Genomic DNA, 13,819 nt, shown 5'->3' with positions numbered 1-13,819 from the left:
AGATCCCATCATGCGCATTCGCCAAGCGGCATTTCTTATCATGCTTGCATCCTCGCTCGCTCTCGCCGGCTGCATCGGCAAGGTTAAGTATCCAACCTACTACGCACTTCAACTCGCACCGTCCGCAGCAGCCCAACCAGGATCGACAAACCAGGCAGCCACAGCCTCGATCGCCATACGTGAGTTCCGATCGCCGGAGTATCTCCGGAGAGGCGCTATCGTCTATCGCCCATCTCCAGAAGAGATCGCCTTCTACGATTACCACCGCTGGGCAACAGAGCCGCCGAGAACCATCACCGAGGCTGTGGCAGACCGTCTACGCGCCGGCGGCAGCTTTACTCATGTGAAGATGTACGATGGTCGATCGGATGTCGATTATATTCTGACTGGAAAGCTGGAGAAGCTCGATGAAATCGACTTCCAAGGAGGAGTCCAAGTCGAAGTCGCGCTGTCGGCACAACTCACAGATAGTCGAACCGGCAAAACCGTCTGGGAGAATTCGGCTTCAGAGGAAGCGATCGTTGATAAGCGAGAGGTGCCTGCCGTCGTGTCCGCGATGAGCCAGGCCATAGATCGCACCATCGTCAAGCTCCTAGGATCTCTTCCTTCCTCTACTGAAGCGAAGAATGGTCTTTAGACAAACACCACCATCTCCAACTCTATTCAGCGGCTTCAGGATCGCCGCAGTGTCGAGGCCATTGATACACCGCTAAGAAAGATGTCATGCATCCGATTGCTTCTCTCCCGATTGCATTGAAAGTTACTTCGGCGATTTTAGGCATCCTGATAATACGCGTTATCTTTCGGCTCCTGGAAAGTTGGTTGCCTCGCCACTTTCAACGGGGAGATACCCGCTATCATGTGCGCAAGTTCCTGATCTTCAGCGGCTATATCACCGTCATCTTCCTTCTAATTCTGATTTTTGAGGATCGTCTCTGGAAAGCGAGCATCGCATTTGGGTTTGCAGGCGCCGGCGTTGTTGTCGCGCTGCAGGATGTGATCGCGAGCATCGCTGGCTGGTTCGCTATTGGTCTCTCCCGGCTCTTTTCAGTCGGAGACAGAATTCAGATCGCAGACATCAAGGGAGACGTGATCGATATATCGATCTTGCGCACCACTTTGATGGAGATGGGCAATTGGGTAAACCGCGACCTATATAATGGCCGGATCGTACGTATCCCCAACTCTGTTGTTCTGAAGGGGCAGGTCTTTAATTACTCTCAAGGCTTTCCCTTCGTTTGGGATGAGATCAGGATTCAATTATCATCGAGTAGTGACCACGATCTGGCCAGAGATCTGCTATTGAGAGCGGTGCGAGAGGCCGTACAAGACTACCTGCCTGAGGCACAAAAGTCCTGGCAGCGAGTGACGGATAACTACCGGATCAAAAACTCGCAACTCGAACCCACGGTCATGCTTAGTGTAACTGGAGGAAATCTCGACTTTTCTCTCAGCTACGTTGTCGACTACGCAAAGCGAGACGTGATGAAGGATAAGATATTCGCCGACATTGTAGGCAACATTATTCGAAGCGAAGGAAAACTGAAATGGCCAGCCTCCTCGACGATCGTAAATGTTAACAAGTCACCCGAGCCGACGCCGCCCCAAACGAACTTCCTAGCTTAGTCTGGGCGCGTATGGCCTCTACGATCATGCACAATCAAGCGGAATCCATGCTGGCCGAAGAACAGCATCTGTGGGTTCCAGCTATCGGCCGTCAAAGATGAATTATGAGAAAACGTTATGGCTGCATTCTAATTGCTCATTCGAGCCCACTCTAAACGAGAAGTTTTTTTGGACAAGCGCCCCTGCGGAGAACCAATCAGAATGCAGCGGAGCGTGCTTTGCTTTTTGGGCAAAACATCTCTTTTGATCGACCATTTTTCATGCCGCCCAACTAGTTCCGGGCTTTGGTCAGTCCCACGCTGGAAAGAGGCGCATGATCGTTTGCGCGCAGTCAGAGACCGAGACATCGGTAGTTACCTTCTCCTCTTAGCGTCGATTGAAACCGTAAAGGCCGTGCCGTACAACGCTGTATTGTCAGTCGCCATCGGATCCAATCGCAACTCATCAACTCTCTCGCCGGGAAGAGCCAGGCAGATGAGGCCCCGTCCGTGTGTCGTCAGGAAGTTGATTGCCGCCAGCGTGATTATCTCCGCCGCCATTGTCAGATCACCTTAGTTTTCTCGATCTTCGACGACAACGATCATGCGTCCGGCTCTAGTTCACAAATCGCGACTTCGATGCTCGCGAAGCCAGTCGTTTAGCGGCTCTTCGTCTCACCTCTCGACTTCCGCATCGAGCAAATTGAAGTACGGAAAGATCGAGGACTCCATGCTTTCATACCCCCCAAGGTTGAGATCGTGCCCCATCTTGTCTTTCTTGGTCCGCAGATAATCGATGGAATAAGGATTGGGGATGGCTTCGCAGGAAATCTGCTTCACAACCTCAATTCCACCGTCCACAAGAGCTCGGAACTTCTCCTGGTTGTTCGAGAGAAGGCGAACGCGGTAGATGCCGAGATGCTGCAAGATGGCAACAGGCAGGTCGAAAGTTCGACAATCTGTCACAAACCCCAATGCATGATTTGCCTCGATCGTGTCCAAACCCACATCCTGCAAACTGTAGGCCTGTAACTTCGCCATAAGCCCGATCCCTCGACCCTCCTTCTGCTCATATATCACCAACCCGCGGCCCTCACGAGCGATCGCACGCATCGCGATCTTCAGTTGCTCTCCGCAATCACAACGCAAAGATCCAAATACATCGCCCGTCAAACATTGCGAATGGATGCGCAATAACGGCGCATCTTCATTGAGATCGCCCATTGCCAGAGCGACTGCGGTCTCGGCCTGATTCGGAGATCCGAGAGTCTCGTATTGGAATCCCGTGACTTGAAATATTCCCCACTCAGTTGGAATTTGAGTACTCGCAACGCGCTGAAGCTCCGTGATTTTTTTTGCTCGATTCATGAGAGTTCCAATATGTGTTTCGGAGGACACAACGACGGTCGTCCTCCCTCTACAGGGGCATCGATCTCTGCAGGCAGATGCCGAAGCGAGTTGCGATTGCGGTGCCAAGTGTGCCAACGATTCAAGCGACTCCGAGCGATGGAGATGATTGCTGCGTTTTACTTGTTTGCAGACAATTCCTTACGACCGCTTTCGTAGGCAGCCTGTGCCGCCAGCTCACCTTTGGCTCGCGTTGCCAAAAGTTCCAGTAACATGTTGTCCCGTTCGCGTTCCAGTTCTTCTATCGAGCGGTTGCCTGCCAGCTCGAGCGTTCCACTGGCAATCTGCGCCTCAAGTTCGGGAGTCAACAGCGGGTCCGAGGTTGCCCACCACGTAGTCATGGGTTGGAACAGGTGATCGATGAAGTGCTGAATGCCGCCCTGACCGCCGCCCAGGTGACCCAGTATATTGGGTCCCATAACGCCCCAGCGAAGTCCCGGTCCCCAGGAAACCGCATCGTCCACTGCCTTGACGTCAGCGACACCTTCCGAGATCAGGAAGAGGACTTCGCGCCATAGAGCAGCCTGCAGGCGGTTGGCGACGAATCCTTTCATTTCCTTGCGGATATGGATGGGTTTCTTGCCTAGAGATTGGAAGAACGCCATGGCTCGCTTCACGGTGTCTTCATCCGTCTTTTCTCCACCCACTACTTCCACAAGCGGCATTAGGTGCGGTGGATTGAAGGGATGACAGATCACGCAGCGGCCGGGATTCTTGCAGCCCGATTGGATTACGGTCATCGGAATTCCTGAAGAGCTGGAGGCAAGTATTGTGGAGACCGGCGTGTGGGCGTCCAGATCGGCGAAGAGTTTGATCTTGAAGTCCGCGCGTTCGGGTCCATTCTCCACTACCAAGTCCGCGCCTTTGATCGCCACATGAAGGTCGGACGTGAACTTGAGACGATCTCGCGTAGCTCCAGCGGCCAGCCCAAGTTGGGTGAGAGCGGGCCACGCAGCATCTACAAATCGTCTCAACGCCAAATCAGCGTCGGGCGCGATGTCGGTGGCTACGACGTCAAGACCTTGCGCCAGAAAAAAGGCTGCCCAGCTTGCTCCAATAACTCCTGTGCCGATGATCGTTACCTTTTGAAATCCGTTATTGCTGGTCATTTTGCTTCTCCTCATTGTCATTGAATGTTTTCTCTGTGGGGCGTCGATCTCTGAAAGTCTCACTTGCGTGAAACCATCAACATGGTGATCTGCGTCAGCCGCAGATTTTAGAGCTTCTGCTGAGTGGAGTTCACAATCAGCCGGGAACCCCGTTTTCCAGTCCAGTAAGTCCAGGTCCATTGGAGAAAAACGCTCACCCTGAGGCTCGATTCCGCCAGAAACTGGAGATGAATTCCGGCCCAGGCAAGCCATGCAACGAAGCCGCTCATTTCGATCTTGCCGCTCTGTAAGACGGCAAAGCCCTTCCCCACCACCGCCATGTTGCCTTTGTCGAAATAGCTGAATGGGCCTGGCGCGGATTTGCCTATGATGCGGCGGTGAATCAGTTTTCCCGCATAGCGCCCTTGCTGCATCGCCACCTGGGCAACACCAGGTAAAGGCTTGCCGTCTCGATCCAACGATGCCGTATCCCCGATTACAAATATCTCTGGATGTCCGGGCACTGTAAGGTCATTCTGGATTCGTACCCGTCCGGCTCGATCCATTTCGACTTGTAGCCACTTGCCCGCCGGCGACGGAGCAACGCCGGCAGTCCAGATAACCGTCCTGCTTGAGATGCGCTCTCCACCTACCACGACACCGTCCTCGTCAATCTGATCGACGCTATGTCCGAGCCGAACCTCGACACCCAAGTCTGCAAGCCGTCGCTTCGCTGCGTCGGAGAGTTTCTCAGAGAATGGAGTGAGAACCCTCGGCGCCATATCCAAGAGCACAACGCGAGCCGAGGTTGGATCGATTCTGCGAAATTCCGATTTAAGTGTGGTACGCACGAGTACTGCTATGGCGGAAGCCATCTCCACGCCGGTGGGACCTGCGCCGACCAGCACGAAGGTCAGCAGATCGCGATGACGGCTCGGATCTTCCTCGGCCTCTGCTTGTTCGAAAGCTCGCAGTATCTTTGTTCGGATTGCCACTGCATCCGCGAGGCTCTTCAAACCAGGTGCGAACTTTTCAAATTCATTTCGACCAAAATAGCTATGAGTCACACCCGTCGCGAGAATCAAATAATCGTAGGAAACCTGCACATTCTGCCGATCATCCGTGGTGACGAGAACGTGCTTCTTGTCTTTGTCAACGCCAGTCACTTCACCCAAAATCACCGTGGCGTTTTGTTGATTGCGAAGAATCCCTCGTATCGGAGAGCCTATCTGGCCAGGAGCCAACACAGAAGTGGCGACCTGATATAGCAATGGCTGAAACAAGTGGTGGTTTGTGCGGTCGATCAAAGTAATCTGCGCGGGCGTATTTTTAAGAGCCTTGATAGTTGCCAGCCCCCCAAACCCCGCACCTACGATGACGATCTTGGTTCGAGTCATTTCTCACCTCGATGTGCTTGAGCCCGTAAGTTATGCAAGTCTCTGCTCGCCTTGAGTGGATCCTGTTTCCGAATGTTTGACATTGGGGATGACCCCGCTGGCCTTGAATGTTTCGACCTCTTCGAGATCGAAGCCCAGCTCTCTGAGAACTTCCTGGTTGTGCTCGCCCAACTCGGGCGCACGTGTGGCCGGTTCTTTAGAAACGCCATGCATCTTCATCGGACTGCTGACTGTGGCCCTCAGGTGCTCATCACCGCCCTGGATCGGCACGATGATGTCGTTGGCAAGCAATTGGGGATCATCGATCACTTCGCTAGGCGTCTGCACAATTCCGTATGTAATGTGAGAGTGGTCAAAGATCTCGCGCCAATAGGCCAGCGACTGCGAGCGGAAAGTAGCATCCAGGATTGCTGTAAGCGTCGGCGAATTTACCGATCGCTTCACCCCATCGTTGAACCGCTCATCCAGCACTAATTCGGAATGGCCAATCGTCTGCGCGAAGGTTGCCCAGTCTTTCTCTTGCACGACCAGGAGAAACCATCGGTCATCCGCGGTTTGATATGGATTCAGCACAGGGTTCGGCGGAGCCATCCTGTCATGCAAAGGAAAAAACTTCGCTCCGCAAAGCGCACCCTGAATCCAAGTAGCCGCCGCCCAGGCGCCTTCGGCAACGAGAGAGGTCGTTACATAGGACCCCGCTCCAGTGCGCTCCCGCCTGTAGAGTGCAGTGACGATAGCGGAATATAGCGAGATTGCTGTTGCGTGATCTCCTATACCGGGTATCGGGAGCGTGGGCGCCCCGCCAGCATCCCGCGTCATTGCCATCAAACCACTTCGTGCCCAATATGCAGTAATATCGAAACCCGGAAGGTCAGCGTCCGGGCCATGGTCACCATACCCGGTGATATCCGCGTAGATCAGGCGAGGATTCCACGGGCCGACATCTTCGAAGGTCAACTTTAGTTTCTTGCGCACTGGATGAGGAAAATTCGTGACCAGGACGTCTGCCCACTTAACCAGGCGCTCCAGGATTATTGCCGCCGAAGGAGACTTCAGATCGAGCGCCATTCCCCGCTTGTTGCGATTGGTCAAATGCCACGCATAATTCTCATGGGTAGTCGGATTTGGCGCCGTCTTGTAAAAGAAGCGGTAAGGATCACCCATTCCAGGTGGTTCAATCTTGATTACTTCGGCGCCAAAATCCGAAAGTACCGTCGTTGCAGCTGGCCCTGCGATGAAGCTCGCAAGATCCAAAACCTTCAAACCAGAAAAAATATTGTTCGACGTCATAATCTCTCCGACAAATGTGCAGTTCATTGAACTTGCTTAGTGATTACTTCGGCCTTAAGAAGCCGCTTGAATTGTCCAACTCTGTGTCTTCATTTCATCGACCCTGAAACCGAGCAACACGCTTCTCGAGGAAAGCCGAAGTTCCTTCTTTCTTATCCTCAGTACCGACGCATATCGCAAATAGCGCAGCTTCCAGGAGCAGACCTTGTTCCAGGCTTGTTTCTAGCCCCTTGTTCACTGCCTCGATGGAGAGCTTTACGCCGATTGGGGCGTTAGCAAGAATCAACTGAAGGATTTCCTCCGCTCTGGCGATGAGATTGGCGTTGGGCAGGATTTCGTTCACTAAGCCAATGCGATAGGCTTCCTGAGCGCTGATGATCTCGCCGGTCAGAATCAGCTGCAGTGCCCTGCCTTTCCCAACGAGTCGTGGCAATCTTTGAGAACCGCCGTAACCTGGCATGATCCCAAGCTTTACCTCTGGCTGACCAAACCTTGCGGTTTCAGCTGCGAGCCGAATGGTGCAAGCCATTGTCAGTTCGCAACCACCACCCAGAGCGAAACCGTTTATTGCAGCAATGACAGGCTTGCCAAGGTTATCGATCAAATTGGTGACGGCTTGACCGGCTCGCGTTTTCTCTTCCGCTTCGACGCCTGTGTCGTTGACAATTTCGCCGACGTCTGCGCCGGCAGCGAAGGCCTTATCACCAGCGCCTGTGAAGATGACACCCCGCACAGTGGAATCGTCCCGCACGTCCTCGAATGCTGATCTCAGGTCAGCAATGACTGTCTTGTTGAGAGCGTTAAGCACCTTCGGACGGTTGATTGTCACATAGGCGATCGGTCCCTTTTTCTCGTACACTACGGTCTCAAGTTGCAAAGGTAAGACTGGCGAACTCACAAGATTCTCCTTATCACACGGCTAAATGCGGGTAGCTGTTTGCTGTTAGCGCGCAGGAAGTTCTGCATACGCTATGCCAGTCAGGTTCCCCTGAGCAAACAGCAGCGTCTTCTGATTCGATCCATCGAGATTTGCGCTGTAAAGGGAACCCGCGAAGTCCGTGACGAACATACGCGCGCCTTTTACATCAAGAGCCAGGCCGATTCCCTCCATCAGGTGAGTGAATACAATTTCGGGATCGCTTCGTTCCCCTTTTGTCGAGTCCATGTGCGCGCGGTTCACAGTGTTACCCCGCGGTGGGTCGCCACGATCCGTCCAGTAAAGCATTCGTGCGGTGAGATCAAGATCGAGGTCTATGGGGTCGGGCAGACTATCGTAGAGCGTCTCGATATCGCTCCGGCTTGTCGCAGTTTGCCCATTGGGAATCTCCAGATTGGCTCGAAGAATGCGACCTTGGCCAGCGTTATCGTTGCCTTTCTGGGTCCAGTAGAGTTTTCCAAATTCAACATCCAGGGCTATACCCACGCACCATTTCTTTGCGTCGGGACCAGGCCGCTGGTCGCCTTCGCTTGTGTCGACTAGAGTTTCGATGTCAGATCCATCCAGGCTCGATCGCATCACTCGCATCCCTTCGCGATCACACCAGTACAGCTTGCCGTTGCCCCTGTCGAACTGGAGTTGCTTCGGCGTGAAGGTACCCCCCTCCGGAACAATCGTGATTACATTGTTTCCGTCTAAGTCAGACCGCGAGATCGATCCGTCGTTTGCCTTGAGATTGCCCATATTGGTCCAGTAGAGGTGACCGGCTTCAGCGTCAACGACCAAACCGTCTGGAAGCTTACGCCCCTCATTGACGAGGACTTTCAAATTGCTTCCATCTGGATTCGCGGACATCACGCGGCCTGCTCCCAGATCCAGGAAGAACAGCCGTCCAGAACCGGACGCGTGAGCAAGATTCATTTCCTTTTGCGTGCTAATAGAGGAAGACATGGAATTTGCGTACTCCTTTCAAAGCTTGTTCATACTTCATTGCAGTTCCGAATCGAACGTCCGTTTCGAGGAAGGACAGGAACGCTCTCAATGCATCACAAGAAGGCGCTGAAACCGGTTATGGCTTTGCCGAGAATGAGGTTCTGCATCTGGTATGTTCCCTCATAGGAATAAAGCGCCTCCGCATCCGCGAAGAAGCGTCCGACGTTATAGTCGGCGACGATACCATTGCCGCCCAACAGCTCACGAGCCCAGGCGACCGTCTCGCGGCATTTAGCCGTAGTGAATGCCTTAGCAAGCGCTGCATGCGCATCTGTCAGCTTGTCTTCAGCATGCAATTGGGCCATTCGGACCACGAGGCACTGCGAAGCCGTGATGTTAGCGAGCATTTTAGAGAGGAGGTCCTGCACAAGCTGGAAAGAACCGATCGGTTTTCCAAACTGTGTACGTTCCTGGCAGTATTTGAGTGCGTTCTCATATGCGCCCATTGCACATCCCGTCGCTTCCCAGCCCACCATGAATCTGGTCATTTTCAACACCCGTGCCGTGTCGTGGAAAGAGGCGTCTCCCTGAAGACGGTTCTCCTCCGATACACGGCAGTTGTCCATCGTGATCAGTCCGTTCTGAACCACTTTGAGCGCGATCTTGTTCTCAATCTTTTCGACACTAAAGCCAGGCGTCGTCTTGTTCTCAACGATGAAAGCTTTGACTTGATTGTCAGCAACGTCCCGCGCCCAGATGATCGAAATGTCGCACCAAGGAGAGTTGCCAATCCATTTCTTTTGACCGTTCAGTACCCATGTGTCGCCTTCCCGCTTCGCGGTCGTAGTTAGTCCGCCGGAGGCTCCAGAACCCACTAGGGGTTCAGTAAGGCCAAAGCAACCGATTTTTTCCCACCGAGCCATCGACGGCAACCACTTCTGTTTCTGTTCTTCAGATCCACCCAAATAGATAGAACCCATCGCCAGGCCGTTATGAACTCCAAAGAATGTCGCGATCGATGAGTCGAAGCGTGCCATCTCCATTGCAATTAATCCAAATAGCAGCGCACTTCCGCCTCTGCAGCCGTAACCGTTCATGGCCACGCCGCCGATATTGAGATCCTTGAATTCCTGTAATATTTCAAACGGAAACGAGTCTTCTACCCAGTGCTTCGTGATGATAGGCGCGACCTTCGTTTCCATGAACGTGCGGACCTGTTTCACAACGGCCACATCCTCGGCTGGCAAAGTATCAAGGATTGCGTAGAAGTCTACGTTCGGAGCCGGCAGCACCTTTGCTGGCTTCTGTTCGTCATGAGCTTTTGTTGGAGTAGTTGTTGCCATAAATCTCCCTTGTTTGCCGAAGTTGAATTTGGATCCAGTGGTCTCTGACCATTGCCATGACATCGACACGCTTTCCGCTCATACAATGAGCAATCCGCGCGCCAAAGTTGTCAGTAGATTGCCCACTGATACTATTGGGGTTATCGTCCTGATGATTGGCATGTCTGGGCATTTCTCTGCCGGTCGGCTCGCACCTGCCAGCATGCTGGCAAACCTAGTTACTTAATAATTGGAGGCTGACTCGGATTGCTTTCATAACTGTCCAATCTTCTGAAATCTGTCCGTAACCGGATCCGTGGTGTGACGCCTGTTGTAACATCCAGTCCTTGACATCGAATCGGTTTTCGATAAGTGACTTCATCTCTCATCCCTAGAAGTCACATTTTTTTGCATCATTCGCATCAGCAGAATTTTCTGTGATACTTGCCCTATTCACCCAGATCGAAACCAGTCTAAAGGCATCGGTTGCGTAGCAGATGGTGGCTCAACCGGTTGACATAGCGCCACCCGCATGGAAGAAGAACTCTCCGCAGGACCTGTTCTAAAAGAAAGATGATTTCAGGAGGGGACAAAAAGGAGATAGGCCGTGCTAACGGGCGACTTGCCAGCCAGAAGACAAGCATGTTTGTGCTTCAATTCAGAATTTGAAGATTGCCAAAGACCGACCGCGTCAATCAGCGTTCTCGACTGTGGAACCTGTATATCTACTCCGACTCAGATTAACCCGCACCTGAATGCTTGAGTTCTTACTTCAATCCCGCATTCTTCGTACTTCACTACAACGCCGCTCCGCGCCGTCGAACAGTCTCGCAGAGTTGTCATCGCCGAATTATTAGCTTGGCTGCGAGAATGTGCCAGGCAGTTGGCACTCGACAGCGCGTGGACAATCAGAAAGTCGACTTCGCAATTATCTTTGATCCTGTCCTGATTTGCCGGTCTGTCAATCTTAAGGACTTGCACTACTGGCCGTGCCCCTTCCCAATTGGCGTCACTCGTGCAGATACATTCGCACCGATTGGGTGGTGAAGGGCATGACAATGACGTTTGAAATCACGTGACGTTTCCATTGAGCGGCCGATTCGCGTTGAAGGTTCAACTCCAGGGAGGCTCGAACGTGTCGCGTCACCAATAGGTACAACGAATCGGAACTGATAATTCCGGCGCAAGAGTTCCGACTGCGGAATGCTGAATCGTAGGTGGCAACATGCTATTTCAACGGAAGAAGAACCGCGCACATGATCAGCCTAAGCCGTACATGACAATATCCGAATTCGCCGACATTTTCACTTGTCATATAGGGAGCCTTTACAGGCTATCGTTTCTGCTGATGGGAGACTCCACTAAAGCTGAACGCTGTCTCTTGAATGCATTCGAAATCTGCCTCACTGGAACTGCCATCCCAGATCAATGGTCGATCGCCTGGAGCAAGCTCAGTGTAGTGAAGAGCGCAATCCAGCTTACATCGCCCAGCCCCACCGCGACACGAACCTGTATCATCGTCAGCCATAATGCGGAGCCGCCAGTGGATTTACCTGACCCTCTGCAAGATGTCCGGCAATTGCCTGCCTTTGATCGGTTTGTGTATGTGATGTCAATCCTTGCAAGATACCGCATTCACGAGTGCTCCCTCCTTCTCAACTGCTCACGAAGAGACGTTGCAGCAGCTCGAAAAAGGGCTTTACTTCGTGTAGCAGCGGCCTGTGAAATCAGAAGACAGTCTAAATTTAACAGGCGCGCTGAAGGAAAAGGTCGATTTGATCGCTCAATGCAAACGTAGAGGCCGATACCTCAGCTAAGAGCGCAATATCCAACCGGACGAGTTCGCTTAATTCACCTCTGGGAAATCAGGCAAGTGAAGTGTCTTGATGGTTTACCGGAGCCAAGGGCACATGGGGACACCTCACGAAGGAAGGAGTCAATATGTTCGACTGGATCATTCTGCTAACTGCATATCTCGCACTGTTACTAAGGCTTCTGATTCTCTGGATCAGTACAGGGGGAAGCCGCAAAGAGCAGTAACGATGTGAGACCCAATCGGCTTAAAACCGTTCTCTTCACCGTCTGAATAACTATCTTGACCCTGGACAGAGCGTTTCCGGCGCAAGACTCGCAGTCAGCGGAACAACAGTGCGTGCCCGAGCCACCTCTTCGCCGGAAACCAGTCGCAACTTCTTCCCTTAGGCCAACTAGTGGAGAGCATTTCCGAAAGTGCTGTCGAGAGCCAGGCAACACTGCTCTTTCCATCCAAATTTTCAAACCAAGGACTGCGCCGACGTACGGGAGGGCACCCCGGGTTCCCCAACTTAGTTGGCTCGCTCGCGGCGGAGACGAAGACTCTTCCCAAATGTTTATGCGAGGTTGCGAAGGCCAACTCTCCCAAAAGCACAAGGATGGTTGCCCCCTAGAGGAGACTGCCTTATAGGCCAGTGTCCCATGACAGTATCGGCGAGTGGCGAGTGAGATCGCCGTCAGGGAGGAGTGGGCCCCGAGCTTCGTGAGTGCGTTTGAGGAGATGGTCGCTCTGCTCGAAAATAGCAAAACAGCAAACTGCCGCCTTCCAAAAAACGGCATCTCGCAGTTTTGGCATTAGCCGCACCGGTTGGTGCTGGCGCTGTCGCCCGCGCAGTGGCGAAAGTTGACCCGGCAGTCCACTGGCAGCGCGGTCAGCAGCCTTAATGTTCATGGAGCAGAAGATCGCCTCCATGACCTGGTGCGCGTTGCTGCCATTTGTCTCGCTCATCTGCTCAATGGTGTCCGTGAATAGACCGCGACCATTGAAGATGTCCGTATGCTCGGCAAAGAAGCAGAAGATAAGCCGCGCCATGAAGTGGTTCATGTCATGGCGGCAGGCTTCGGTAGCCCACTTCGAGTTCAGCCGTAGCAATTCAAGCTTGTTGAGCCGCCAGGTGGCCCGTACGTCGATAGGATTGTCTTCAATCTCCCGGACGGTCGAGATGCCCGCCAGTTCCAGGAAAAAGCCGAAGCGATTGGCGAGATTCTTTAGTTCATCGGCAACCGGCTCACGCAGCCCCGTCAGCTTTTCCGACTCAAAGAAATTACCATCCGTAGCAAAGACATATTCGCCCGTTGGGCTGTCGTCTTAGGACTGGCCCTCAGGCGCTCCAGCATCTCCCGTGTATGTCTATCTGGGCACAGCGTTAAGTGGATATTGTTAACCAGCAGCACCGCGCCGGGGACATCGCTCTTGTTCGAGTCACCCTTACGCAGGGCTTAAGCGTGGTCTCTTTCTTGTAGAAGGCAGCCAGGAACTGAAAAGGAAACTCAGCCGCATCAAAGGGCTGGGCTGCGAGTTCCGATACAACTGCCTCAATCTCAACTGCGTTCATCTTCCGTTCCTACAGTCAGTATCGCAAAGAGGCGAGGGAAGAACCCAGAAAGTGCGGCAAGTATCTGCTTAGGGCAAAGGAGCGGGAAACTGGCTACTGGGTGCTACGAAATTGCCAACCACGTTGGATGGCACTCGCCTGGAGATTCTTGGCGGCTTTTTTGATGTCGGGCTCTTTCGTGAGGCCTGAGAAGTCAATCGAACAGTGCTCAGGAAACGGAGTTCCGTCTGCTGCGACAATAAGGCTCTGCACTGTACACACCGCGTTTGTAATGGCCATAACGCCTAACGATGCAAGCCCCAGTTTGCTAGTGTAGTGTTCCCATGACGCCTGCGACTGTATCTTATCCCCATCGTATGCAGACAGCTTGTTTTCATCCTTGGGAGTCGGACGGAATGCCTGCGAAGTAGGGCGGTCATTTTGGACAAAGCTGGGATGTATCTGGCGATACAAAAGCGTCTCAGGCGTCACTC

13 protein-coding genes and 1 pseudogene are annotated in these 13,819 nt (G+C 53.0%); 2 read left to right on the top strand and 12 right to left on the bottom strand.

Annotated features, from left to right (window positions below; translation table 11 throughout):
- Positions 1 to 10: 10 nt before the first annotated feature.
- Both OHL19_RS15310 and OHL19_RS15305 read left to right on the top strand, forming a co-directional pair.
- Positions 11 to 637 (top strand): ABC-type transport auxiliary lipoprotein family protein, encoded by a 627-nt coding sequence (locus OHL19_RS15310; protein ID WP_263358589.1) that lies wholly within the window; start codon positions 11 to 13, stop codon positions 635 to 637.
- Positions 638 to 822: 185 nt separating this feature from the next.
- Complete coding sequence (locus OHL19_RS15305) at positions 823 to 1,626, top strand: mechanosensitive ion channel domain-containing protein (protein WP_263358588.1); 804 nt, start codon at positions 823 to 825, stop codon at positions 1,624 to 1,626.
- Positions 1,627 to 1,979: 353 nt separating this feature from the next.
- Here OHL19_RS15305 and OHL19_RS22965 read toward each other — a convergent pair whose 3' ends face one another.
- From OHL19_RS22965 to OHL19_RS15250, 12 genes and pseudogenes are all read right to left on the bottom strand, one after another.
- Positions 1,980 to 2,165 (bottom strand): 3,4-dihydroxy-2-butanone-4-phosphate synthase, encoded by a 186-nt coding sequence (locus OHL19_RS22965; RefSeq protein WP_317890580.1) that lies wholly within the window; start codon positions 2,163 to 2,165, stop codon positions 1,980 to 1,982.
- A 114-nt stretch (positions 2,166 to 2,279) separates the two neighbouring features.
- Positions 2,280 to 2,972 (bottom strand): GTP cyclohydrolase II, encoded by a 693-nt coding sequence (gene ribA, locus OHL19_RS15295; RefSeq protein ID WP_263358587.1) that lies wholly within the window; start codon positions 2,970 to 2,972, stop codon positions 2,280 to 2,282.
- A gap of 158 nt (positions 2,973 to 3,130) precedes the next feature.
- Positions 3,131 to 4,120, bottom strand: coding sequence for a 3-hydroxyacyl-CoA dehydrogenase NAD-binding domain-containing protein (locus OHL19_RS15290; RefSeq protein WP_263358586.1), 990 nt, complete (start codon positions 4,118 to 4,120; stop codon positions 3,131 to 3,133).
- Positions 4,121 to 4,227: 107 nt separating this feature from the next.
- Complete coding sequence (locus OHL19_RS15285; protein WP_263358585.1) at positions 4,228 to 5,496, bottom strand: NAD(P)/FAD-dependent oxidoreductase; 1,269 nt, start codon at positions 5,494 to 5,496, stop codon at positions 4,228 to 4,230.
- 30 nt (positions 5,497 to 5,526) lie between these two features.
- The gene (locus tag OHL19_RS15280; RefSeq protein WP_263358584.1) at positions 5,527 to 6,786 is read right to left on the bottom strand and encodes a CaiB/BaiF CoA transferase family protein; all 1,260 of its coding nucleotides are present in this window, start codon (positions 6,784 to 6,786) and stop codon (positions 5,527 to 5,529) included.
- Between the two features lie 94 nt (positions 6,787 to 6,880).
- Positions 6,881 to 7,684 (bottom strand): enoyl-CoA hydratase-related protein, encoded by an 804-nt coding sequence (locus OHL19_RS15275; protein ID WP_263358583.1) that lies wholly within the window; start codon positions 7,682 to 7,684, stop codon positions 6,881 to 6,883.
- A 45-nt stretch (positions 7,685 to 7,729) separates the two neighbouring features.
- Complete coding sequence (locus OHL19_RS15270) at positions 7,730 to 8,674, bottom strand: 3-hydroxyacyl-CoA dehydrogenase (RefSeq protein WP_263358582.1); 945 nt, start codon at positions 8,672 to 8,674, stop codon at positions 7,730 to 7,732.
- 95 nt (positions 8,675 to 8,769) lie between these two features.
- The gene (locus tag OHL19_RS15265; protein WP_263358581.1) at positions 8,770 to 9,999 is read right to left on the bottom strand and encodes an acyl-CoA dehydrogenase family protein; all 1,230 of its coding nucleotides are present in this window, start codon (positions 9,997 to 9,999) and stop codon (positions 8,770 to 8,772) included.
- A gap of 2,416 nt (positions 10,000 to 12,415) precedes the next feature.
- Complete coding sequence (locus OHL19_RS15260) at positions 12,416 to 12,835, bottom strand: type IIL restriction-modification enzyme MmeI (protein ID WP_317890586.1); 420 nt, start codon at positions 12,833 to 12,835, stop codon at positions 12,416 to 12,418.
- 63 nt (positions 12,836 to 12,898) lie between these two features.
- A pseudogene (locus OHL19_RS23125) lies at positions 12,899 to 13,069 on the bottom strand (hypothetical protein); the annotation flags it as partial.
- Between the two features lie 88 nt (positions 13,070 to 13,157).
- Positions 13,158 to 13,346, bottom strand: coding sequence for a hypothetical protein (locus OHL19_RS15255; RefSeq protein ID WP_263358579.1), 189 nt, complete (start codon positions 13,344 to 13,346; stop codon positions 13,158 to 13,160).
- A gap of 93 nt (positions 13,347 to 13,439) precedes the next feature.
- Positions 13,440 to 13,817 (bottom strand): hypothetical protein, encoded by a 378-nt coding sequence (locus OHL19_RS15250; protein ID WP_263358578.1) that lies wholly within the window; start codon positions 13,815 to 13,817, stop codon positions 13,440 to 13,442.
- Positions 13,818 to 13,819 lie beyond the last annotated feature (2 nt).

The organism is Acidicapsa ligni (assembly GCF_025685655.1).
Lineage (GTDB): Bacteria > Acidobacteriota > Terriglobia > Terriglobales > Acidobacteriaceae > Acidicapsa > Acidicapsa ligni.
Note: the sequence above shows the minus strand (reverse complement) of the source record. Positions and strands in the feature narration are given on the sequence as shown.

Coding starts and splice junctions, on each gene's coding strand:
- OHL19_RS22965 (WP_317890580.1), bottom strand. CDS start 2,165: ATGGCGGCGGAGATAATCACGCTGGCGGCAATCAACTTCCTGACGACA.
- OHL19_RS15290 (WP_263358586.1), bottom strand. CDS start 4,120: ATGACCAGCAATAACGGATTTCAAAAGGTAACGATCATCGGCACAGGA.
- OHL19_RS15265 (WP_263358581.1), bottom strand. CDS start 9,999: ATGGCAACAACTACTCCAACAAAAGCTCATGACGAACAGAAGCCAGCA.
- OHL19_RS15255 (WP_263358579.1), bottom strand. CDS start 13,346: ATGAACGCAGTTGAGATTGAGGCAGTTGTATCGGAACTCGCAGCCCAG.
- ribA (WP_263358587.1), bottom strand. CDS start 2,972: ATGAATCGAGCAAAAAAAATCACGGAGCTTCAGCGCGTTGCGAGTACT.
- OHL19_RS15280 (WP_263358584.1), bottom strand. CDS start 6,786: ATGACGTCGAACAATATTTTTTCTGGTTTGAAGGTTTTGGATCTTGCG.
- OHL19_RS15270 (WP_263358582.1), bottom strand. CDS start 8,674: ATGTCTTCCTCTATTAGCACGCAAAAGGAAATGAATCTTGCTCACGCG.
- OHL19_RS15285 (WP_263358585.1), bottom strand. CDS start 5,496: ATGACTCGAACCAAGATCGTCATCGTAGGTGCGGGGTTTGGGGGGCTG.
- OHL19_RS15310 (WP_263358589.1), top strand. CDS start 11: ATGCGCATTCGCCAAGCGGCATTTCTTATCATGCTTGCATCCTCGCTC.
- OHL19_RS15260 (WP_317890586.1), bottom strand. CDS start 12,835: ATGAACCACTTCATGGCGCGGCTTATCTTCTGCTTCTTTGCCGAGCAT.